Source organism: Amycolatopsis acidicola, from assembly GCF_007713735.2.
Classification (GTDB): domain Bacteria; phylum Actinomycetota; class Actinomycetes; order Mycobacteriales; family Pseudonocardiaceae; genus Amycolatopsis_E; species Amycolatopsis_E acidicola.
Window position 1 is genome coordinate 23,767 of sequence record NZ_VMNW02000007.1, and the last position, 21,483, is coordinate 45,249.

At 68.1% G+C, this 21,483-nt stretch carries 18 protein-coding genes; 8 read left to right on the plus strand and 10 right to left on the minus strand.

Going from position 1 to position 21,483, the window contains the following annotated elements; genetic code table 11:
• Window positions 1-20: 20 nt before the first annotated feature.
• Together FPZ12_RS07245 and FPZ12_RS07250 are read right to left on the minus strand one after the other, a co-directional pair.
• Entirely contained in the window at window positions 21-1,073 is a 1,053-nt protein-coding gene (locus FPZ12_RS07245) for a sugar ABC transporter substrate-binding protein (protein WP_166462619.1), read from the minus strand.
• Window positions 1,074-1,177: 104 nt separating this feature from the next.
• Window positions 1,178-2,515 carry an aspartate aminotransferase family protein gene (locus FPZ12_RS07250; protein WP_144747033.1) on the minus strand — a complete coding sequence of 446 codons (1,338 nt, stop codon included), beginning with the start codon at window positions 2,513-2,515 and terminating at the stop codon, window positions 1,178-1,180.
• Window positions 2,516-2,769: 254 nt separating this feature from the next.
• On the opposite strand from FPZ12_RS07250, the gene FPZ12_RS07255 reads away from it, so the two are divergent.
• Window positions 2,770-3,945 (plus strand): ROK family transcriptional regulator, encoded by a 1,176-nt coding sequence (locus tag FPZ12_RS07255; protein WP_144747034.1) that lies wholly within the window; start codon window positions 2,770-2,772, stop codon window positions 3,943-3,945.
• Window positions 3,946-4,041: 96 nt separating this feature from the next.
• On the opposite strand, the gene FPZ12_RS07260 is transcribed toward FPZ12_RS07255, so the two are convergent.
• From FPZ12_RS07260 to FPZ12_RS07270, 3 genes are read right to left on the minus strand one after another with little or no spacing between them, the layout of a single operon-like run.
• On the minus strand, window positions 4,042-5,529 hold the full coding sequence (locus FPZ12_RS07260; RefSeq protein WP_166462620.1) for an NAD-dependent succinate-semialdehyde dehydrogenase: 1,488 nt from the start codon (window positions 5,527-5,529) through the stop codon (window positions 4,042-4,044).
• Window positions 5,529-6,494, minus strand: coding sequence for an acetamidase/formamidase family protein (locus FPZ12_RS07265; protein ID WP_144747036.1), 966 nt, complete (start codon window positions 6,492-6,494; stop codon window positions 5,529-5,531). Before FPZ12_RS07265 ends, FPZ12_RS07260 begins: the two co-directional genes overlap by 1 nt.
• 45 nt (window positions 6,495-6,539) lie before the next feature.
• Window positions 6,540-7,553 carry a phosphotransferase gene (locus FPZ12_RS07270; protein ID WP_144747037.1) on the minus strand — a complete coding sequence of 338 codons (1,014 nt, stop codon included), beginning with the start codon at window positions 7,551-7,553 and terminating at the stop codon, window positions 6,540-6,542.
• 143 nt (window positions 7,554-7,696) lie between these two features.
• On the opposite strand from FPZ12_RS07270, the gene FPZ12_RS07275 reads away from it, so the two are divergent.
• Window positions 7,697-8,848: a mandelate racemase/muconate lactonizing enzyme family protein gene (locus FPZ12_RS07275; RefSeq protein WP_144747038.1), complete on the plus strand. Its 1,152-nt coding sequence runs from the start codon at window positions 7,697-7,699 to the stop codon at window positions 8,846-8,848.
• A 107-nt stretch (window positions 8,849-8,955) separates the two neighbouring features.
• On the opposite strand, the gene FPZ12_RS07280 is transcribed toward FPZ12_RS07275, so the two are convergent.
• From FPZ12_RS07280 to FPZ12_RS07300, 5 genes are all read right to left on the minus strand, one after another.
• Window positions 8,956-10,923 (minus strand): acetoacetate--CoA ligase, encoded by a 1,968-nt coding sequence (locus tag FPZ12_RS07280; RefSeq protein WP_144747039.1) that lies wholly within the window; start codon window positions 10,921-10,923, stop codon window positions 8,956-8,958.
• Window positions 10,924-10,985: 62 nt separating this feature from the next.
• Window positions 10,986-11,855 (minus strand): HpcH/HpaI aldolase/citrate lyase family protein, encoded by an 870-nt coding sequence (locus tag FPZ12_RS07285; protein WP_144747040.1) that lies wholly within the window; start codon window positions 11,853-11,855, stop codon window positions 10,986-10,988.
• A complete protein-coding gene (locus FPZ12_RS07290) occupies window positions 11,852-12,589 on the minus strand; it encodes an SDR family NAD(P)-dependent oxidoreductase (RefSeq protein ID WP_144747041.1) in 738 nt (245 codons plus the stop codon). The genes FPZ12_RS07285 and FPZ12_RS07290 overlap by 4 nt, the downstream gene beginning before the upstream one ends.
• A complete protein-coding gene (locus FPZ12_RS07295) occupies window positions 12,582-13,004 on the minus strand; it encodes a Zn-ribbon domain-containing OB-fold protein (RefSeq protein WP_166462621.1) in 423 nt (140 codons plus the stop codon). Before FPZ12_RS07295 ends, FPZ12_RS07290 begins: the two co-directional genes overlap by 8 nt.
• A gap of 5 nt (window positions 13,005-13,009) precedes the next feature.
• Window positions 13,010-14,185, minus strand: a complete 1,176-nt coding sequence (locus FPZ12_RS07300; protein ID WP_144747042.1) for a thiolase family protein — start codon at window positions 14,183-14,185, stop codon at window positions 13,010-13,012.
• A gap of 219 nt (window positions 14,186-14,404) precedes the next feature.
• Here FPZ12_RS07300 and FPZ12_RS07305 point away from each other — a divergent pair, with 219 nt between their 5' ends.
• The 6 genes from FPZ12_RS07305 to FPZ12_RS07330 all read left to right on the plus strand — a co-directional run bounded on the left by FPZ12_RS07305 (window position 14,405) and on the right by FPZ12_RS07330 (window position 21,470).
• Entirely contained in the window at window positions 14,405-15,592 is a 1,188-nt protein-coding gene (locus tag FPZ12_RS07305) for a sugar ABC transporter substrate-binding protein (RefSeq protein ID WP_144747043.1), read from the plus strand.
• 92 nt (window positions 15,593-15,684) lie between these two features.
• Entirely contained in the window at window positions 15,685-17,151 is a 1,467-nt protein-coding gene (locus FPZ12_RS07310; RefSeq protein ID WP_166462622.1) for a sugar ABC transporter ATP-binding protein, read from the plus strand.
• Entirely contained in the window at window positions 17,144-18,199 is a 1,056-nt protein-coding gene (locus FPZ12_RS07315) for an ABC transporter permease (RefSeq protein ID WP_144747045.1), read from the plus strand. Before FPZ12_RS07310 ends, FPZ12_RS07315 begins: the two co-directional genes overlap by 8 nt.
• A 65-nt stretch (window positions 18,200-18,264) precedes the next feature.
• Entirely contained in the window at window positions 18,265-19,113 is an 849-nt protein-coding gene (locus FPZ12_RS07320; RefSeq protein ID WP_144747046.1) for an SMP-30/gluconolactonase/LRE family protein, read from the plus strand.
• A gap of 46 nt (window positions 19,114-19,159) precedes the next feature.
• Complete coding sequence (locus FPZ12_RS07325; RefSeq protein ID WP_144747047.1) at window positions 19,160-20,719, plus strand: class I adenylate-forming enzyme family protein; 1,560 nt, start codon at window positions 19,160-19,162, stop codon at window positions 20,717-20,719.
• A 49-nt stretch (window positions 20,720-20,768) separates the two neighbouring features.
• The gene (locus tag FPZ12_RS07330) at window positions 20,769-21,470 is read left to right on the plus strand and encodes a TetR/AcrR family transcriptional regulator (protein WP_144747048.1); all 702 of its coding nucleotides are present in this window, start codon (window positions 20,769-20,771) and stop codon (window positions 21,468-21,470) included.
• Window positions 21,471-21,483: the final 13 nt, after the last annotated feature.

Genomic DNA, 21,483 nt, shown 5'->3' on the forward strand with positions numbered 1-21,483 from the left:
TTCCGGCGACACGCCGCGCGTCAGCTTTTGTTGCCCCACAGTGCGGGGTCGCTCGCGTTGGCAGCGGTCACGATGGAGGCGGGGAGCATGTCCGCGAGGTTCCCGTGAGCGTCGACGACGATCTGGCTGCCGTGATCGGTCGGTCCCGCTGCCTGGGCCTTGCCGGCGAGCGCGTCGCCGATGTACTTGATCGCATACCGCGAATAGAGATCGACCGGCTGGGGCACCAGCGCGTCCTGATAGCCATCGCGAATCTGGGCCAGGGCCTCGGTCCCACCGTCGATGCTGATGGTCACGACGTGTCCTGGCTGACCGGCTTTCACGTACTTTCCCTGTTGTTGCAGCACTTTGGTGACCCCGGCTTGCATGACCGTGTCACTGGCTTCGTAGATGCCGTCGATCTGCTGGCTCGAGAGCACCGATTGGGCGGCGTCCGTCGCCTTCTGGGAATCCCAGTCGGTCGGTTTGGACACGACCTTGATGCCGGGGAACGTCGTCGTCATGCACTGGTTGAAGCCCTCGGTGCGGTCACGGCCGTTCGCCGATCCGAGTGCACCTTGCAGCTCGAGGACGGTTCCCTTGCCGTTGAGCCGCTTTCCCATCTCTTCACACGCTTCTCGTGCCATGAGCACGTTGTCGGCGCGGACGACCATGTAGGCCTTGCCACCGTTGGGTGCGACATCGACGGTCACGACGGGCACGCCGCGCTTGTCCGCCTGCTGGATCGCGGGCACGATCGCGTCGCTGTCCACCGGGATCGTGATGACCCCGCCGACGTTCTGCGACAACAGGGTCACGATGTCGGTGACCTGCTTGGCCGCGTCCTCGTCCGCGTTCGTCGCGGGGAGCATGTCGACCTTCTGCTCACCGGCCTGCTCGGCGAGGTTGTCGAGCAGGACGACCTGGAACGGATCGCTCAACCGGGCTCCGGACAGACCGACCTTGTCCGTCTTCGGTCCTGATGAACCGATACCGGTCGTGGTGCACCCGGTCAGCAGCGCCGCGGCGCTCACCGCGGCACAGGCCAGCACGATTCCGGTTCGACGGCGGCTACTGGCACCTCTGACACGCATAGCGCGAGACCGGGGCATGAAGGCACTCCTTGGGGACGACCGCAACGCTGCGGTGTTACTGGCAAGTGGAAGCTGAAGGCGAACAGGAAAGCGAAGTACGAAAGTCAGCGGCCGCCGGTGATCTCGTCGAGGACGTCGGCGAGCGCGTCGTTCAGCTCATCCGCTTCGTCGGCGGTGGTCGTGAGGGGCGGGCGGATCTTCAGGACGCTGCCGTGCGGCCCCATCGCGCTGATGAGGAAACGCCGCTCTCGCAGGCGGTTGACGATGTCGAGTGCTCGCTCTCCATCGGGCTGTCCCAGAGCGTCCACGACGTCCACACCCAGGTACAGACCAGCGCCTCTCACGTCACCCAACATCACGGTGCGCGCGGCTGTTACGCGAAGCCGGTCGAGGAGGCGAGCACCGACCACGCGTGAGTTCTCGAGAAGCCCGTCCTCCTCGATCACAGACAGGACCGCCGCGGCCGCCGCGATACTCACGGTGTTGCCACCGAAGGTGTTGAAATAGCGGGCGTTGCGGCCGAAGTCGTCGAGCGCGGCGTCGGTGGCCACGACACCGGCGATCGGCAGCCCGTTTCCCATCGGCTTACCCATCGCCACCACGTCCGGCACGATCCCGTGCCGCTGGTAGCCCCACATCGCGTCGCCGGTCCGCGCGAAACCGGGTTGGACCTCGTCGGCGATATAGAGGCCTCCCGCGTCTCGGACGACGTTCCGCACCTCTCGCAGGAACCCGGCGGGTTCGGGCGCCAGGCCGTCGCTGGAAAAGAGGGAATCCGCGACGAAAGCGCCGAAGCCGATGCCGTGGCGTTCGAGATCGGCGGCCGCGGCGGCGACCGCCCGTGCCAACTGCCGGCCGACCTCGGACGCCGTGGCGCCCCGCGCGGGCGCGGGGACCACGCGGACGTGCGCACCGAGCGGCACTCCCGTGCCCAGGCTCGGCGAGATCTCCGCGGCCGCCATGGTCATGCCGTGGTAGGCGTTCTCGGTCACCACGACGCCGGGCTTGCCGGTGGCGGTGCGGGCGATCCGCAGTGCGAGATCGATCGACTCACTGCCGGTGCAGGTGAAGATCGCGCGGGTGAGCGCCCTGTCGTGGGTGTCGGCCAGTCGTTCGGCGTAGTCGACGAGCCCCTCGTGGAGGTAGCGGGTGTTCGTGTTGAGCTTGGCGACCTGCCTGGTGACGGCGTCCACGACGACCGGGTGGCAGTGACCGAGCGACGTGACGTTGTTGTAGGCGTCGAAGTAGGGGTGGCCGTCCGCGTCGATCAAGTACCGCCCTTCCCCGCGGACGAAGTGCAGAGGGCGGGCGTAGAGCAGTTTGTAGCCGGTGCTGAGGACGCGACCTCGGCGCTCGACGAGATCGCGGGAACTCGCGTCGAGCTCGTCGGCGTCGGCGATGTCGAAGCCGTTGATCATCCGACCGGTCAACGACTGGGTCATGACCTCTCCATCCTGTCGGGATCACTCCCTTATTTTTTCCCAACTTGGGCGATATTCAGTAAGGTAGACCGCCCGGCGCGCGTATGGCAAGGATGTACAGCAAGTTTTCCGGGGCACAGTGGCGCATCATTTGTTTCAAGTAGATGACATACTAGGTGGATCAGTACTGAGAGGCATGAGACAAAATCGAGGGCGGCTATCCGGCGCCGGGACCGGATCCGGTGGCCGGGACGGCGCAGCCGAAGGGGGAACACATGGGCGCGGACAGCGGCATGACGGGCGCGGGCGAACGGGCACCGATTGCGGCTGCACGACAGCACAACCGCGGGGCGGTGCTCGATCTCATCCTGCGGCAGCCCGGTATTTCCCGGGTCGGCATCGTTCAGCAGACCGGGCTGAGCCGCTCAACCGTTTCCCGGGTCACCGACGGTCTCATCGGTTCAGGCATGGTCGTGGAGGAGGCCGCGCCTCAGACAGCCGGGCGCGGCCGCCCGTCGCCACAGCTGCGGATCGCGACCAGCGTAGGACAGGTGGTCGGCCTCGACGTCGGCGTGGCGAGCTGCCGCGGAATGGCCACGAACCTCAGCGGTGAGGTACTGGCCCGGTTGCGGACCCCGACGCCCGCGGATCTGGACGTGCCGCGCTTCGCGGAGTGGCTGGCCGAACAGATCGACGGCTTGCGCGCGCAAGGCGGGCCCGGCCCGCTCCTGCACCTCGTGGTGTCGTTCCCGGCGAAGGTCAGAGACGGGCTGGTGATCGAACGGCCCGCCCGCGGGTTGAACCACCTGGCGGGCAGCGAACTTTATGCACGACTGTCCCGGCGCCTCGCGGTGCCGCTGACGTTCCGCAACGACCCTGACATGGCACTACTCGGTGAGATGCACGACGGCCAGGCCGTGGGACGGAGCGACGCCGTGCTCGTCATCATCAGCGCGGCGCTCGCCGCGAGCGTGGCCATCGACGGGCAGATCCTGGGTGGACGCCGGAAGATCATCGGTGAGTTCGGCCGGATGCCGTTCGACGACGCCGGCACACCCATGTCCAGCGTGCTCACCGCCCAAGGAATCACCGACCGTGCCGCGGAAGCCGGAGTCGTCCTGGAAACATTGCAGGACCTCGTCACGCGTGCTGGCGAGCCACTCGTCGACCGGCTGCGCGAGGAGTTCACGGCAGGCCTCACCCGCCTGCTCATCGCGCTGGCGCTCTCGGTCGACCCGGAGATCATCGTGCTCGCTGGCCGGCTGCTGGACCTCGCAGTGGACGTACTCGGCGACGTCCGAGCACGCCTGGCCGAGGTGTTGCCGGTTCCACCGGAGGTCGCGACCTCACAGACCCTGGGCTACTCCCAGCCGCGCGGCGCCGCTCAGGTCGCACTTCAAAGCGCTCGCGCCGAGCTCCTGGAACGAGTGCAACACGACAACGACGCCTGATCACCGGCGCGGTGCCCGGAATCGACGCGGCCGCTCGTGGTCCCCAGGCCCCGTCAACGCCTGGGGACCACGAATTTTCGCGGCCTCGATCGTTTCTCAGAGCGCCGGCACCGTATTGATGTACTTGCTCACCAAGTAGTCCTCGATGCCCTCGGCGCCGCCTTCCCGGCCGAACCCGGATTCCTTGACCCCGCCGAACGGTGCTTCCGCGGTCGCCAGTGCCAGGGTGTTGACCCCGACCATGCCGGCCTGCAGTCCCTCAGCGGCCGCGGTGGCCCGGTCCATCCGGTTGGTGAAGACGTAGCTCGCCAGCCCGAACGGCACCGCGTTGGCTTCCCGCAGCGCGTCGTCCACGGTGTCGAACGGGATGATCGGCGCGACGGGCGCGAACGGCTCGTCCGTCATGACCTTCATCTCGCTCGTCGCGGCACCGAGCACGGTCGGCTTGAAGAAGGTGCGGCCGAGGCCGGGATCGATCCCGCCTCCGGTGAGCACCGTGGCGCCCTTCCCGACCGCGTCCGCGATGAGCTCCTCCGTCGCGGCGACCCGTCGTTCGTTGATCAAGGGCCCCACGTCGGACGCGCTGTCGAGCCCGTCGCCGAGACGCAGCCGCTCCGTCTGGCGGACGAACTCATCGGTGAACTCCTCGAGCGCACCACGCTGCACGAAGAACCTGCTGGGCGACGCGCACACCTGGCCTGCGTTACGGAACTTCCCCGCCACGCACATCGCGGCGACCGCCCGGACATCGACGTCGTCGAACACGAGGACCGGAGCGTGGCCACCCAGCTCCATCGAGGTGCTCTTGATGCCCGCGGCCGCGACCCCGAGCAGGATGCGCCCCACCGGCACGCTGCCGGTGAGCGTGACCTTCCTGACGACCGGGGAGCGCAGCACCGGCTCACTGAGCTCCGCGGGGTCGCCCGGCAGGACCGCGAGCACCCCGGCGGGGAGGCCCGCGCGCCGGCACGCTTCGGCGAGCAGCATCGTGGAAAGCGGGGCCTCGGGTGGCGGGCAGATGACGACCGGGCAGCCCGCCGCGAGCGCGGGAGCGAGCTTGCGGGCGGCCAGCAACGCCGGGAAGTTCCAGGAACTGAACGCGGCGACGACCCCCACCGGCTCCCGCACGACCTGAATGCGATGGCCGGCGTCCTTGGCAGGTACCACGCGACCATAGATCCGGCGGGCCTCGTCGGCGTACCAGTCGAACTGGTCCGCGCTGGCCTCGATTTCCCAGACCGCCTGGGCGAGCGGTTTGCCCTGCTCACGCGAGAGCACCCGCCCGGCATCGATCGCCCACCCGCGCAAGACAGCCGCGACGGCGCGCAGCACCTGCGCGCGGTCCCAGCCGCCGGTGCCCGCCCAGACCGCGGCGGCCTCGTCCGCGGAGCACAAGGCACGTTCCACATCGGACTGCCCAGCGGCCGCGACGGAGGCGACCGGCGAGCCGTCCGCCGGGTTTTCGACGACGAACGAGGACGCTCCGGTTCCAGGAGACACCCACTCCCCCAGCACGAACGGCGAGCACGGCAGTCGCTCCCCCGCCGCCGGCCCCACAGCTGTGTCCACTTGCGACACCGACATCAGGCCAGGAACTCCTTCGGGAACGAGACGCCGACGGAACCGCGCGTCTTGGCGTCGATCGACGTGCAGTACACCCGGACACGCACGCCAGGGTTGGCGTTGAAGTGCAGCACGGTGTCCTGCTCGGGCATCTTGTGCTCGTCGACGAGCCAATCCATCATCCACAGGTAGGCCTGCCTGACCGCGTCGTCCCATGGGCGCTGCGAAGCGATCTGGATCAGCTCCACCGGCGTCTCGACACGCACGAAGGGCACCTCGTGTGCCTTCAGCACCTGGCACTTGAGCCGGATGTTCGCCGCGGTCTCGATCGGTGTTCCCGAGAACTCGGTGGCCTGGCTGGCGTGCACATCGCCCGCGTAGAGCAGGCCACCCGCGTGCGCCACGGGCACGATGAGCTTGTGGCCCTTGCGGAAGTCGGTGACGTCGAGGTTGCCGCCGTACCGGCACTGCATCGTCGCGGTGTCGTTGCCCTGTTCCGGCCGCAACGGTGCGACGCCGATGCACCCGACCATCGGGGCGAGCCCCCAGGACAACCCGCCTTCGATGTGCGCCGTGCCGTCCGAGGTGGTGCCACTGGGCCCGGCCTCGAAGTCGACCATGCGGGTGAAGGTCTGCTGGGCCTCGGGATGACGCAGGTGCCCCACCAGCGGGCCCCGGTTCTCTTCCGTGGCGATGAAACCCCGGCCGACGGGCTCGATGTCCTCGATCTCGATCACCAGGGCGTCCCCGGGCTCGGCGCCCCGGACGTGAACCGGGCCCGCGGTCGGGTTGATCTTCCGGTTCTCCCACACAGGGCCGAGGTGGCCCGGGCTGAAGTGATCGGCACCGGACTGGATCGTTCCGTTGAACGCGTCGTTGGTCTCGAGCACGAAGCTCTCGCCGGGGTCCACGGTGAGTTTCGGCTCCTGAACGGCGAGCGCGTACTCCCATGCTTCGGAACGAGGCAGGCGGGCGAGGTCGGGCACGATGATTCCTCCTGGTACGTCGGGATGTGCGAGGTTCGAGCCGGGCTACGGCCGGGACACCTGGACCGGTGACCGCCCGGCAGAGGGAGCGTCTCGGGCCGCGGCACGTAAGGCCGCGAGCCGGTCTCCGGTCAGCTTTTCGTTGCGGAGCAGGTACGCGCGATGGCTGGCGGAGTTCGTTCTGGCAGCCGCGCACCGCGCCAAGGTCAGCGCCAGCGCGCACCGGCCCCGGGCGATCTCGGGGACGAGCGCGATCTCGCCGGCGTCAAGCGGAAGCACCGCGTGGTACCCCGCGACGAGGTCGCCGATCGTCTCGGAAATGTCCGGCGCACGGCAAAAGTACGCGGCGGCAGTGCCGAGGTCCTGGACTCGCGGGGCGTACACCGCGTCGCCGAAGTCCACGATGCCGGTGACCCGGCCGTCCTCGACGAGAATGTTGTCCTTGTTGAAATCGTTGTGCACCAACTGAACCGGCAGTTCGGCGAGGCGGGGAAGCACGTCGTCACGCAGCCGTTCCAGCTCGGCGGCCAGCACGTCGCGGCCGGCGACGGGCGGTGTGGTCCCGGTCAGTTCGAGCAGTGCGTCGCCCGCGCGCCGGACATCCCAGCGGACCGGCACGGATCGCACGATCTTCGTTCCCGCCAGAGCCAGATCCAGCTCGGCCAGCGCCCTTCCGACAGCTCGCCGCTCAGCAGACCCCAGCTCATCCGGCTGAGGGCAGCTTCCGGGCAGCAAAGTGGTCAGCCACGCGCACCAGCGCCCAGCAGGTCCGGGCAGCGCGATCGCCGGGTCCACGTCGAACCACAGTGCTCCGTCCCGAGTGGACAGAGGAGTGGCGACCGAAGGCCGTGGCCGGCGGTCACTGAGGTACGCGAGAAGCCGCGGGTCGGCCGGCGGCTCGGAGCCGCGCCGGCTCACCTTCAGGAAGTACCGGCCGACGTCTCCCGCACCACGGAAGTTGAGGTCGACCTCGCCGCCGACGCGCTCGAAGCGCAGCGCGAGCCCGTACCGCGCTTCGACGGCACCGGCGAGCGCAGACTCCAAAGTCCCTGGACTCATCCCACCTCCTTGTTTCACCCATCGTGACACGAAAACAGGACACACTCAAGGCGCCGATTGTTAAATCCAGTGAACAGATGGCCTTGCACGCCTCGTCGACAGTGTCTAGTTTCAGTGTTCACGATAGGACAAAAGGAGATCGAGTGTCTGTCATCAGCATCCGGGCCACCACCGTCGGGGTCCCCCTCGCGCACCCGACCAAGATCGCCACGCGAATCCTCGACCAGCGGCAGTACCTCCTCGTGGAGATCACCTCCGACGACGGGCACCGCGGTGTCGGCTACACCTACGTCGGCACGGCGGGAGGCCGGACCGCCACGGCGTGCCTCGAGGAACTCCTCGGCCCGGTGTATCTCGGCCAGGAAGAAGACATCGAGGGCCTGTGGAAGCGGGCGTACCAGGAGACGCTTCTGACCGGGCGCCGCGGTTTGGTGCTGCGCGTGCTGTCCGCACTCGACATCGCCCTGTGGGATCTGCGAGCCGTACGGGCAAACGTGCCGCTCGCCGTGCTGCTGGGCGGTTCCGTCAACGCGCCGCTGCCCGCATACGCGTCGGGTGGCTATTACTCCCCTACCGATGACCCCGTCGCCGCGGTCGCCGCGGAGATCCGCGCGAACCGTGCCCAGGGTTTCACCGATCACAAGATCAAGGTCGGTGGTCTGTCGGTCGCGCAGGACGCCGAACGGGTCCGTGCCGCGATCGGTGAAATCGCCGGCTCAGGACGCCTCGCCTTGGACGCCAACAACGCTTACCAGTCCGTGCCGGAGGCTCGCCGCGCCTGTGAGGTCTTCGAGGCGGCAGCGGGTGACGCCGGGCTGTGGTGGTTCGAGGAACCGCTGTCCCCGGAAGCCGCCGCCGGGCACTCCGCCCTCGGCGCGCAACTGCGCACCCCGATCGCCACCGGCGAAATCCAGCAGACCCGCTGGGAGTTCCGCCCCCTGCTGGAAGCAGGCGGGATCGGCTACCTGCAGGTCGACGCCGGCGTGGCCGGCGGAGTTACCGAATGGCGCCGGATCGCCGCGGCCGCGGCGGCATTCGATGTCCCCGTGGCGCCGCACTGGCACCACAACCTGCACGCCCACCTGGGCGCGGCGACACCGAACAACGCCGTGATCGAACACTTCGCCATCGAGAAGAGCATCTACAACTTCGAGGAACTGCTCACCGAGGGCTCCCGGACCCGCTTCGGCGACGGCCAGGTCCACCTGTCCGACGCAGCTGGCCTCGGCATCGAATTCGACACCGAGGTCGTGGCCAAGTACCAGTTGGCCACGACCACGCTCCGCAGTAGCTGACACAAGCGAGGCTCTGCCGCTCGCGTGCAACGAGCGGCAGAGCTCGCGGCGGGGCCCGGCTCTGTGGTGCGGGTCTTTCCGCACTTCACCTTTGCTCGCGCCTGGTGTCACACATTTCCGGCGAGTGCCACGAAGGGGGCGAGCGCGTTCGGGTTCTGCAGGGCACCCACGCCGACCGCACGCTCCGGGCTGACCCCGGCGAGAATCTTCTTGACCGGGACTTCGCACTTCTTGCCGTTGAGCGTGCGCGGCACGGCGCCGACCGGCACGAAGCGGTCCGGGACATGGCGCGGCGACAGCTCGGACCGTAGCGTCTTGCGCAGTTTCGGCTCGAGGTCTTCCATCGTCGCCCCGGGCGCCAGTACGAGGAAGCACAACAGCGAACCCTCGTCCGGTGAACCGAGTGCGGTGGTGTCGATGACCAGGGAGTCGGCCACTTCGTCGAAGGCCTCGACGACGGCGTAGAAATCCGCCGTGCCCATGCGGACCCCGCCGCGGTTGAGCGTGGAGTCCGACCTGCCGTAGATCACGTATGAACCACGAGGCGTGGCGCGGATCCAGTCTCCATGCCGCCACAACCCCGGATAGTCCTGGAAGTAGGCCTCATGCAGCCGGGACCCGTCCGGGTCGTTCCAGAACATCACCGGCATCGAGGGCATCGGCCGGGCGATCACCAGCTCGCCGACCTCGTCCCGCAGTGCCTGACCCCGGTCGTCGAACGCGTGCACATCCGCGCCGAGGGCGGCGACGGAGAGTTCGCCGAGCCAGACCGGGACCGTCGGGGCGGAGCACAGGAACGCGGTGCACATGTCGGTGCCGCCGGATACCGAGCAGATCTGGATGTGTTCACCGGCGGCTTCGGCTATCCAGCGAAAGCCTTCAGGGGACAGTGGTGAGCCGGTGGATCCCAGCGCCCGCATGGCGGACAGATCGACTGTGTCCCTGGGGCGCAGTCCCGCCTTGAGGCACGATTGCACGTACGGCGCCGACACACCGAACACGGTGACGCCGTGCTTCTCCGCCAGCCGCCACAGCGCGCCGAGGTCCGGGTATCCAGGATTGCCGTCGAACAACACGACCGTCGCACCGACCAGTAGCCCGCCGATCAAGAAGTTCCACATCATCCAGCCCGTGGTGGTGAACCAGAAAAAGTTGTCACCGGGCCCGAGATCGTTGTGCAGGCGCAGCGTTTTCAGATGCTCGATGAGGATCCCGCCGTGACCGTGCACGATTCCCTTGGGCAGCCCGGTGGTACCCGACGAGTAGAGCACCCAGAGCGGATGGTCGAAGGAAACCGGCTCGAACTCCAGTTGCCCGGGTGCCGCGGTGAACTCCGTCCAGCGCGTGGTGTTCTCCAGCGTGGCGGATTCGTCGAGGTACTGAACCAGAACGGTCTGGCGCAAAGTGGGTAGCTCCCGCCGCAGGGCGGCGACCTTGTCCCGGATGTCGAAGCCCTTGCCTCCGTACCGGTAACCGTCCACCGCCAGGAGAACGACGGGTTCGATCTGGGCGAACCGGTCCTGCACCGCCCGCGCGCCGAAGTCCGGTGAGCATGACGACCAGATCGCGCCCAGCGACGCCGTCGCCAGGAACATCACCAAGGTCTCGATCGAGTTGGGGGCGAGCGCCACCACCCGGTCGCCCTTCCCGACGCCGGCCGCGATCAGACCGGCCCGCGCCCGCGCGACCTGGTCCCGCAGTTCGGCGTGAGTCGTGATGCGCTCCATGCCGTCCTCACGAACGAACCGGACCGCCACGTCCGCGTCCCGCCGGCCAGGGCCGGGTGTCAGAGCATGCTCCGCGTAGTTCAGCGTGGCCCCCGGAAACCATTGTGCGCCAGGCATTTCCCGCGCACCCAGGACTGCATGTGGCGCACTGCGCCAGCGCAGGCCACAGAAACTCGCCACCGCGGACCAGAACCCTTCCAGATCGCGGACCGACCACGCGTGCAGCGCGGCGTAATCGGTGTCGCGTCCGATGTCGATGCTCCTGTGCTCGCGGAGCCACCGGGCGAACTCGGCCATCGCGTTTTGCTTGGCATGCAAGGGAGACGGCGCCCAGATGAGCTCTGACATGGTACTGATCACACTCCGAGGAGTTCGGGGACAGACAGCGATGCCCGGGAGAGGGCCAGGAATCAGGGTGTTCCGGCCACAGGTGCGCTCTGGCTGTGGCGACGCAGAATCTGTTGCGCCTGAAGCAGAACGGGGCCGTCGACCATTCGCCCTTCGAAGGTGCGCACACCGTGGTTGTCCGCAGCGGCGTTGATCAGCGCCGAGGCCCAGCGCACCTGCTCGGCGCTGGGCCGGTAGGCCTGCCGGATCACCGGCACCTGGCTGGGGTGGATGGCGACGGTGGCGTCGAAGCCGACAGCGGCGGCGTCTTCGCATTCGGCCTGGAGCCCGGCCACGTCGACGATGTCCGTGTGGACGGCGTCGAGCGCGAGGAGGCCGTGAGCCTTGGCCGCGATCAAGGTGCGGCTGCGTGCGTAGCGGGCGACATCCCGGAAACCGCCTTCCACGTGGCGGCTGCCGGTCCCGCCCATCGCCGCGACGAGATCATCAGCGCCCCACATCGCGCCGATCACGTTCGGCGGCCGAACCAGTTCACCGACGCGCTCGATGCCCCGAGGGGATTCGATGAGGGGCACGACGAGCTGGTCGGACAGCGCGCGGATCGCGGCCGGGTCCTCGGCCTTGGGCAGCATGACCGTGCGATACGGGATTTCCCTGAGCAGTGCCCGATCCAGCTCGTGGTCGCGGGTGCCGGCGGCGTTGATACGAAGCACGATCCGCTCCAGCGGCGCGCCGGCTTCGCGGATCGCCCGACGAGCGGAATCCTTGTTCTCGGCGGCGACGGCGTCTTCGAGGTCCACGATGACCACGTCGGCCCGTTCGAGTGCCTTGTGCCAGCGATCCGGCCGGTCAGCGGGGCAGAAAAGCCACGCGGGTCCGGTGGGCAACCGAGAGGCGCCTGCCGGGTGCCCGAGCGGCGCGAGTCCGGTCATTCGCGAACCCGTCGCCGGGGGAAGGGCATGCCGGCGACGTTCGCCGTCGCACCGCCGTCCACCGGGATCACCGCACCGGAGAGATAAGTGGTTTCGGTGCCGCACAGGACAGCGATGACGGACGCGACTTCGCGGCGCGTGGCCAGGCGCTGTTGGGGTAGCTCGACCCGGGATTCCTCGCTGAAGGCTTCACGGACCCCGTCCATCATCCCGGTTTCGGTCGAGCCGGGGCAGACACAGTTGACCCGGATCCCGTAGCGGGCATAGTCCACAGCCCAGGACCGGGTCAACGCCACGACCGCGCCCTTGGACGCGGTATAGCCGTCGGCCCAGGTCATGGCTCCGATTCCGGCCACGCTGCCGAGCGTGACGATCGCGCCGGCATCGGCGATGTGCGGGTAGAAGGCGCGCACGCTGAGCATGGTGCCGGTGAGGTTGATGTCCAGTGTCCGATGCCAGGCGTCGAGGTCGAGCCGCTGGGCCGGGCCGTCGGCGGGGCGCAGGTTCACCCCGGCCGCGGTGACCAGCGCGTTGATCTTCCCGATCTCGGTGGCCACTTCCACCTGGCGGTCGGCATCGGTGACGTCGACGACGTGGTGCACCGCCCCGGGGACGCCTTTCCCGGCACGGTCGAGGGTGTGCACGGTCCACCCCTGTTCGAGCAGGCATTCCGCGGTCGCGCCGCCGATGCCCATCGCGCCGCCGGTGACGACGGCAGTCAGGTTCTCAGGCATCGTCCCCCCTGTCGAGCGCGAAGACCGGCAGCACGGTGCCGGTGCCCTCCACCGGGTGGAACCGGACGGCGACCCGGTCGCCACATTCCACTTCGGACGCTCCGGGACCGACGATGTTGGTCATCAGCTGGACTCCTTCGTCGAGCCGGACGACGGCCAGCACGTACGGCACGAGAGTTTCGAAGCCGCTCGGCGGACCGGCGACCTGCTCGCTGTAGGTGTAGACCTCGCCGCGTCCGGCGGACTCCCGCCAGCCGAGGTCTTCACTGAGACAGGCCGGGCACAGTCGCTTCGGGTACATGATCGCGACCTGGCACGAATTGCAGGTCTGGTACACCAGCCGGCCGTCGCGGGCCGCGTCCCAGAACGGGGCGGTCCAGGCCGTGGGCGCGGGGATCGGTCGGGGGGTCGTCATCTGGGTCAGCGCTCCTTCGACAGCACGGTGACGTGGGAATCCATCCAGGTGCCGCCGGACGCGGTCTCGACCGCGTTGACGGCGTCCGGTACCTGGCGCTCGCCGGCTTTGCCCATCAGCTGGCGGAAGGCTTCCACCAGCACGGCGATACCTCCACCGACGCCTGTGTGCCCCTGGGACAGCATGCCGCCGTTGGTGGTCATCGGCATGACCCCGCCGGGCGAGGTGTGCCCGGCGGCGACGAAGGCACCCGCGCGTTCGCCGCGGCACAGTCCCAGTGCGTCCATCGCGGTCAAAGCGAACACGGGATAGGCGTCGTAGCAGGCCGCGAGGTGGATGTCCTCGGGCGTCAGCCCGGAATCCTGATAGGCCAGCCGGGCCGCTTCCGGGAAGCCGAGATTCGCCAGATCGGTGTCCTGGGACAGCGTGTAGTGGGTGACCAGCGAGCCGTGCCCGCGGACATAGACCGGCGTGCTCGTGATCGCCTCCGCGTCCGCCACCGGGGCCACGATGTAGGCCGCGGCACCGTCGGCGAGCATGTTGCACTCTCGCGACCGCAGCGGCGTGGCGATCATCTTGCTGTTGAGGACCTGCTCGACGGTGAGGTCGTCGCGGTACATCGCGTGCGGGTTGAGCTTGGCCCATTCCCGCAGCGACACGCACACCGCGGCCAGCTCCTCCTCCGATGTCTTGGTCTCGTGCATGTAGCGGCGAGAGACCATCGCCCCGACTGCGTTCATGTTGTGCCCGTATGGCCGCTCCCATTCCTCGGAGACGCCGGTCGTCGCGAACAGGTCCACACCGCGCTGCGGCGGAAGCGAGCCGACCTTGTCCGAGTGCACGCACAGGATGCGTTTCGCGGTTCCGGAGCTCACGAGCGCCTCGGCGACGGCCAGCATGGTGGAACTGGTAGCGCCACCTGACATGACCTGCACGTTCATCGCCGCGCTGCGGAGCATGCCGAGTTCCTCGCACAGTCGCGAGAACACCAGGTCCACATTGAACTGCCGCGACGCCAGCGCACCGGTGGGGATGACCACGTCGATGTCGCGGGGGCTCAATCCGGCGTCGCGCAGCGCGGCCGCCGCGCTGAGCACCGCCGCCTCGATTTCGCTGCGGTCGGGGAACCGTCCGGTCGGGACCTCGCCGATCCCGACAACCGCTGCCGTCGCGGCACGCATCGCATCACTCCTCTGTGGCACCAATGAGTCACCGGAAGCGTACGAGCGTACGAATAATTCCGTCAACTCGTCGCGCAAAGGTCCACCGAAAACCCATTTACGTGCTCGTACTATGTAATCACCCATTAAAATATCGATGGTTGTGACTCGTACGCTCGTACGGTAACTTGCCCACTCGACAGCAGTTGCAAGGCTCGGACGACCTCAAAGGAGAGGCCCATGGCCGCCATGCACACTTCGAAACACGTCCGCCCGGTACTGGCACTCGCCGCACTCGGTCTGGCGCTGATCACCAGTGCCTGCGGGGCAGGCGCATCCGCGCCCAAGGTCCCCACCGACCCCGCCACCCTCAAGACCGTCGACACCGCGGTACAGCAGGCTTACACCGGTACCGACCGGCCGATGCCCACCTCGGCTCCGCCGATCCGGCCCGCCCAGAACCTGTGGATCATCTCCTGCAGCCAGAGCGCACCGGGCTGCGCCACCCCGACCCTCGCGATGCAGACCGCGGCACAGAAGGTCGGCTGGACGGCCACGGTGGCGGACGGGAAGCTCGACTTCTCCACCTACAGCAACCTCATCCGCCAGGCGATCGCGGCCAAGGCCGATGCGATCACACTGGTGGCCATCGACTGCGGCTCCGTTCAGCAGCCGCTGCAAGAGGCCCGTGCCGCGGGCGTCAAGATCTACGGCCTGCTGAGCTTCGACTGCGACGATCCCACTGTCCGGGGTCAGAAACTGTTCGACGGAAGTCTCGGCCTCGGCGGTGGCACGACGCCACTGGCCGACTACCTGCGCGGACTCGGCGCCACCGCCGCCAACTACATCATCAACCGCACCAACGGCGCCGCGGTCGTCGTCGAGATCCACGAAGACGACGTGCTGTTCGACAAGTACGTCGGGGAGGGCTTCGAAAAGGCACTCGCAGCCTGCTCGGGATGCGCCTCGAACAAGGTCGCGATCACCGCCGCCGATTACGCGGGCACCGCCGTGCAGTCGAAAGCGGCAGCCGGCATCGCCCGCCAGCCCAACGCCAACGCCGTGTTCTCCCCGGTCGACGCGCTGATCACCCTCGGCGTCGGACAGGCATCCCGCGCCCTCCCCCAAGGTTCCATCCTGGCCGGAATCGGCGGCCTGCCGCCCAACGTGGAACAGATCGCCGCCGGCGGTCCGCAGACCTTCGTGGCCGGCCTGCCGTTCACCCGCATCGGCTGGGCCGCCGTCGACGACCTCAACCGCATACTGCGGAACCAGCCCCAAGTCGACCAGGGCATAGGCACCCAGGCCATCGATGCCCAGCACAACCTGCCCAAGAAACCCGCCTTCTACGACGGAAACGTCAACGCCGAAGGCGCACCCGCCACGGACTACGTCGCCGCGTACGGCAAACTTTGGAATCTCGCATGAGGGCGGCACCAGCCAACCGGGCCACGAGTCCGGTCCGCGCCGAACCGGCGCTGGAAGCGCTCGCGGTGTCGAAGACCTACACGGCGGCCCCTGTGCTGGAGCAGGCCGCTCTACGGCTCCACTACGGCGAAGTGCACGCATTGCTGGGCGGGAACGGCAGCGGTAAATCCACCTTGATCAAGATCCTCGCCGGAGTGGTGCCCGCCGACCCTGGCGGCACCGTGACCGTCGCGGGCGAGCAGTCCGCGCTCAAACACTGGACTCCGGGCGAGGCGCGCCGCCGGCACCTGCGATTCATCCATCAGGATCTCGGCCTGGTTCCTGATCTCACGATCGCCGAAAACCTCTTCCTGGAGGCACGTCTGGGTGCTCGCCGCGGACTGATCTCGTGGCGGCGAATCCACCGCGGCGCAACGGAAGTCCTGCGCCGCTTCGACCTCGACGTCGACCCCGCCGGCAGGACCGCCGATCTCACTCTCGCCGAACAAACGCTGCTCGCCGCCGCGCGGGCTCTGCACGACGTGGCCGACGACGCGCGCGCTGTCGTCATCCTCGACGAACCGACGGCGGCGTTGCCGTCCGGCCAGGCCGAACAGCTCATGTCCGCCATCCGTTCCTACGCCGACCGAGGCCACGCGATCCTTGTGGTCACCCACCGGCTCGGCGAGGTGGTGTCCGTATGCGACCGGATCACCGTGCTGCGCCAGGGACGCGTCGTCCACCATGGACCGCTGGCCGATCGGCGGTCGGAGGATGACCTCGGCCGGCTCATCACAGGCGTCGATGCCGCCGCGGAGTCACGCCATGGCGTCGCGCACGGTGCCGCACCCGGCACCACCGACGATGGTCTGAAACTGACCGGTGTCGCCACCGCGTCCCTGCGCCCGGTCGACCTCGCCGTGCGTCCCGGCGAAGTCGTCGGGCTCGTGGATGCCGGTGGTCGCACCGGTCCGTGCATCCTCCGGGCGGTGTTCGGGCTCGAAGCGGTGACCGCGGGCACCGTCGAACTCGGTGGCCGGAAGCAGCGGCTACGTACTCCTGGGCGGGCTATGGCGCGCGGGATCGCGTACTTGCCGGGGCAACGCCTGCGCGATGCCCTGTTCCCAGGCTTGCCGGTGAGTGCGAACGTCCTCATCGGCTCGCTTCCGCGCCACTGCCGGGCCGGTGTGCTGTCGCGCCGCCGCGAACGACGCACGGTGGACCGGGCGATCAAGGACTTCGGCGTCTGGCCGCCCGACGCCGCGGCCGAGGTCACCAGCCTGTCCGGCGGCAACCAGCAGAAGGTCTCGGTTGCCCGGTGGATGATCCGGTCGCCGCGCTATCTCCTGCTCGAAGAACCCACCCAAGGCGTCGACATCGGCGCCCGCGCGGAGATCTGGGATCTCATCGGCGGCGCCGTTCGCGATGGCGCCGCGGCCTTGGTCGTCAGCTCGGACTACCAGGAACTGGCCGCCCATTGCCACCGGGTGCTCGTGTACGCCCGCGGCGAACTCGTCACCACGCTCACCGGCGCGGACCTCACCGTTCCCGCCATCGCGGAGGTAGTTCATCATGCCTGACTTACAGCAGCACGCGCGGACAGACGCCGCACACTCCACCGCTGACCAGACGCCCACCGCCAACACCCGCGCCCGGGGCGCCCGACGCGGGTTGGGGCTGGTCGAACGCTACGCCGTTCCCGGCCTGCTCGTCGTGCTGGTGATCGGGTTCTCCTCGTTCCCGGCGACGGCTGCCGCCTTCCCCACCCGGACCAACATCCAGAACCTGTTCTCCGGGCAGGCCGTACTCGGGATCGCCGCGATCGCCGTGCTGATCCCGATCATCGCCGGCAAATACGATCTGTCTGTCGGGGCGGTGCTCGGCGCGTCGTCGTTGCTCGGCGCCGGGCTGATGGCGCGCAACGGCATCCCCCCGTCGGCCGCGATCCTCATCGTTCTCGCGGCCGGGATCGTCATCGGGTTCGTGAACGGGTACGTCGTGGCGTATCTCGGCGTCAACTCCTTGATCGTGACCACGGCGACCGCGACGGTCATTTCGGGATTCGTCCTGTGGTACAGCCAATCCCAGGTGATCACCGGCATTCCGCTGTCGATCACCGACGCCGCCATCGGCGAGTGGCTGGGAGTGCCCAAACTCGTGTTCGGTTTCGCCCTGATAGCCGTGCTCGCGTACCTGATGCTGCGTTTCACGCCGTACGGCCGCTACATCTATGCCATCGGCTCCAATTCCCGTGCCGCCGGGCTCGTCGGCCTCAACGTCCCCCGGCTCACCTGCAGCACATTGGTACTCAGCTCCGCACTCGCCGCGCTGGCGGGGATCGCCCAACTGGGCCTGCAAGGGTCGGCCAGCCCCCAGCTCGGCCCCGGGTTCACGCTGCCCGCGTTGTCCGCGGTCTTCCTCGGCAGCACCACGATCCGCCCGGGCACCTTCAACGTGGCCGGCACCGTCATCGCGGTCTACCTGGTCGCCGTCATCGTCAACGGCCTGACCCTGGCCGGGGCTTCCGACTGGGTCCAGCCGGCCTTCAACGGACTGGCCCTGCTGGCGGCGGTCATCCTCGCCGCCGTGATCAGCCGCCGCCGGGCGCGCCGCGCACCGGCTACCTGACCGTTCCGTTCCCCGGATCGTTCCCGACGCCGTTTACAGTGCACAACCAGCAAGGAGTGAAAAGCATGGACAAGCCGGAACTTTTCCTCAGCGGTCTCCGCTTCCCCGAAGGCAGCCGTTGGCACGAGGGACGCCTGTACTTCTCCGATATGCACACCGGGCAGGTCCTGGCCGTGCACCCGGATACCGCCGAACTGACCGAAGTGACCTGCCTCGACGGCCAGCCCAGCGGGCTCGGCTGGACGGCCGACGGCGCGCTGGTGGTCAGCTCGATGCTCGACAACAAGGTCTACAAAGCCGCGGCGGACGGGTCGTTGAGTATCTGGGCCGACGTGTCCCCGCTGACCAGCTGGCCGACCAACGAGCTGTGCGTCAGCCCGGGCGGCCACGGCTACCTGGGCGGTTTCGGGTACGACTTCTACCACGAGGCCACCCCCCAGCCAGGGCAGCTGTGGCACATCGCCCCGGATGGCTCAGTGTCTCTCGGCGCCGACGGTTTCACCTTTCCGAACGGCACCGTGATCCTGCCCGGCACCAGCACCTTGGTCGTCGCCGAGACGTGGGGCCACCGCCTGACGGCCTTCGACATCGGACCGGACGGCGCGCTCACCAACCGGCGCGAATGGGCGAAGCTGTGGGCGGACAGCACCGCTGACGGTCTCACCGTCGACCGCGAGCACGGCATCTGGATCTCCTCCATCGTCGAGCACAAGTTCGTCCGCGTGGTCGAGGGCGGGAGGATCACCGCCGAGATCGACATGGGTGACGAGCTCGCCGTGGACTGCGCGCTCGGCGGTGCCGACGGGCGCACCCTGTACCTCTCGACCTCCAACAGCTGGCACCCGGCCGAGACCGCCGTCCGCGAAGGACGTGTTTACCGAGTCCGGGTCGAGGTCCCCGGTCCCTCGGACTGACCTTCGACGAGCTCCGAAGCCACGACACCGCACAGAGGAAAACACCGTGGACATCTCGTTCTTTCTCCGCCACATGCACGGCGACCTCGCCCGCTTCGAGCCCGACCGGCCCGCGCTCAGCCTCGGCGACTCCGCTCCGGTCACCTACCGAGAGCTCGGGGAACGCGCCAACGCCTATGCGCGCAAGCTTCTCGAACTCGGTGTGGAGCACGGCGATCGCGTCGGCATTCTCATGTACAACAGCGTCGAATACTGGATCGCGTACTTCGCGATCACGCGCATCGGTGCCATCGCGGTCCGGCTCAACTTCCGGCTCGCCCGTGATGAGCTCGACTACGTGCTCAACGATTCCGGAACCACCGTCCTGCTCGCGGACACCGACCTCCTGCGGCCGCTGGACACGCTGCGTGCCCGGATCCCGGTGCGCTCGTACCTGGCCTTCGGCGGCGGTGTCACCGAACGGCCGGCCTGGGCGTTGCCGTGGTCCGATCTCGAGGACAACCCCACGAGCGAGCTCGACAGGCCGCTCCCGGCCGGCGACGACGGCGCCATGATCATGTACACCTCGGGCACCACAGGCCGCCCGAAGGGCGTGCTGTGGTCGCACGGCATCACCGCGTGGTGGGCCGCCATGCAGATCATCGAGTGGAAGTACGAAGCCGAGTCGGTGATGATGGTGACCGGCCCGCTCTACCACATCGGCGGGCTCGAGAACTACATGCTGCCCACCCTCGCCATGGGCGGTCACGGCGTGATGGCCCGCAGCAAGAACTTCGACCTCCGCCGCACGCTGGAGATCGCCTCCGCGAAGGGTGTTACCGACCTGCTGCTCTTCCCCGTCATGATCAACCAGTTCGTCGCCGACGACTCGCTTCACGAGATCGACCTGTCCCGCGTGCGACGTATCTTCACCGGCGGGGACGCGCTCCCGCCATCGGTCTGCGAAAAGCTCAAGGTAAGGCTGCCGCGGGCAGACCTGATCCAGCTGTACGGGCTCACCGAAGGCACCCCGATGGCGACCTGCAGCGCGCCCGGCATGGGCTACGCCCGGCCGGCGAGCGTCGGCCGCGCCTATCCCTTCGTCGAGGTGTCGGTGCGCGACGAACTCGGCGATCCGGTTCCGCCCGGCGCGGTCGGGGAGATCTGGACCCGCAGCCCGGCCAACTCGCTCGGCTACTGGAACCAGCCGGAAGAAACCGCTCGCACCTTCACCGACGGCTGGTGCCACACCGGCGACCTCGGCGTGGTCGAAGACGGGACGTTGTCCATCGCCGGCCGGAAGAAAGACATGATCCGCAGCGGTGGCGAGAACATTTCAGCGGCCGAGGTGGAAGACGTCCTGTTGCAGCACCCGGCCGTCGGGGACGCCGCTGTGGTGGGCATCCCGGACCCCACCTACGTCGAAGCCGTCTGCGCCGTCGTCGTCACCAATGGCACACCGGTCAGCGCCGAGGAACTCATCGACCACTGTCGCACCCGGCTCGCCGGGTTCAAGAAGCCGCGAAAAGTCCTCTTCATGGACGAACTGCCGCGCACGCCTTCACAGAAGATCCAGAAGTTCAAGATCCGTGAACTGATCTCCGCGGGAGCGCTTCGAACCAGCTGAAACCCCCTGGGTAACGTGGTCTCGACAGCACTGTGGAGGAGGCGACCCCATGCCGGGCGGCCGCAACGGACCGGAAACACGCCAGCAGATCATCGACCGGTTCAGCGAACTCGTGGCGGACCACGGTTTCGAGGAGGCGAGCGTGTCCATGCTCGCCTCCTCGCTCGGCATCAGCAAAGGCACGGTCGTGCACCACTTCCCCTCCAAGAACCTCATCCTGTGCGAGGCCCACCTCCAGTACATGGACCGCCGCGTGCGGGAGATGTACCGGATCCTGGAACACGTTCAGGTCCCCGAACATCAACTCGCCGCCATGATGTACTGCATCATCCGCGCGCATCGCGACGACCGGCCCGGCACGATCTCCTTCCTTCGCGAGCAATCGCGATTCCCCTTCGGCGGCGACGTCGCCAATCTGCGCACGCTGCGCAACGAGTTCACTTCGATCATGACCGGGATCCTCCGGCGGGGCCAGCTGTCCGGAGCGTTCGCATTCGAACAGGTCACCCTGACCGCCATGCAGATCTTCGGACAGTGCAACTACGTATGGACATGGTTCCGGCTCGACGAAGCCGCCACCGTCGAAGAGGTCTCCGCCGAGTTCGCCGCGAACATCCTCCGGGGAGTACGCGCGACCGGCAAAGCAGATGATCCTGAATTCTCCCCGAAGAAACTGCGAGAATTCTTCGTCAGCCTCACTCCCCATCTGGCCCCGCACCACCCACCGGCCGGGAGCCGCCGCACCGCGTGAGCCTGCCGCGACA

Coding starts and splice junctions, on each gene's coding strand:
- FPZ12_RS07245 (WP_166462619.1), bottom strand. CDS start 1,073: ATGCGTGTCAGAGGTGCCAGTAGCCGCCGTCGAACCGGAATCGTGCTG.
- FPZ12_RS07250 (WP_144747033.1), bottom strand. CDS start 2,515: ATGACCCAGTCGTTGACCGGTCGGATGATCAACGGCTTCGACATCGCC.
- FPZ12_RS07255 (WP_144747034.1), top strand. CDS start 2,770: ATGGGCGCGGACAGCGGCATGACGGGCGCGGGCGAACGGGCACCGATT.
- FPZ12_RS07260 (WP_166462620.1), bottom strand. CDS start 5,529: ATGTCGGTGTCGCAAGTGGACACAGCTGTGGGGCCGGCGGCGGGGGAG.
- FPZ12_RS07270 (WP_144747037.1), bottom strand. CDS start 7,553: ATGAGTCCAGGGACTTTGGAGTCTGCGCTCGCCGGTGCCGTCGAAGCG.
- FPZ12_RS07280 (WP_144747039.1), bottom strand. CDS start 10,923: ATGTCAGAGCTCATCTGGGCGCCGTCTCCCTTGCATGCCAAGCAAAAC.
- FPZ12_RS07285 (WP_144747040.1), bottom strand. CDS start 11,855: ATGACCGGACTCGCGCCGCTCGGGCACCCGGCAGGCGCCTCTCGGTTG.
- FPZ12_RS07290 (WP_144747041.1), bottom strand. CDS start 12,589: ATGCCTGAGAACCTGACTGCCGTCGTCACCGGCGGCGCGATGGGCATC.
- FPZ12_RS07295 (WP_166462621.1), bottom strand. CDS start 13,004: ATGACGACCCCCCGACCGATCCCCGCGCCCACGGCCTGGACCGCCCCG.
- FPZ12_RS07300 (WP_144747042.1), bottom strand. CDS start 14,185: ATGCGTGCCGCGACGGCAGCGGTTGTCGGGATCGGCGAGGTCCCGACC.
- FPZ12_RS07305 (WP_144747043.1), top strand. CDS start 14,405: ATGGCCGCCATGCACACTTCGAAACACGTCCGCCCGGTACTGGCACTC.
- FPZ12_RS07315 (WP_144747045.1), top strand. CDS start 17,144: ATGCCTGACTTACAGCAGCACGCGCGGACAGACGCCGCACACTCCACC.
- FPZ12_RS07320 (WP_144747046.1), top strand. CDS start 18,265: ATGGACAAGCCGGAACTTTTCCTCAGCGGTCTCCGCTTCCCCGAAGGC.
- FPZ12_RS07330 (WP_144747048.1), top strand. CDS start 20,769: ATGCCGGGCGGCCGCAACGGACCGGAAACACGCCAGCAGATCATCGAC.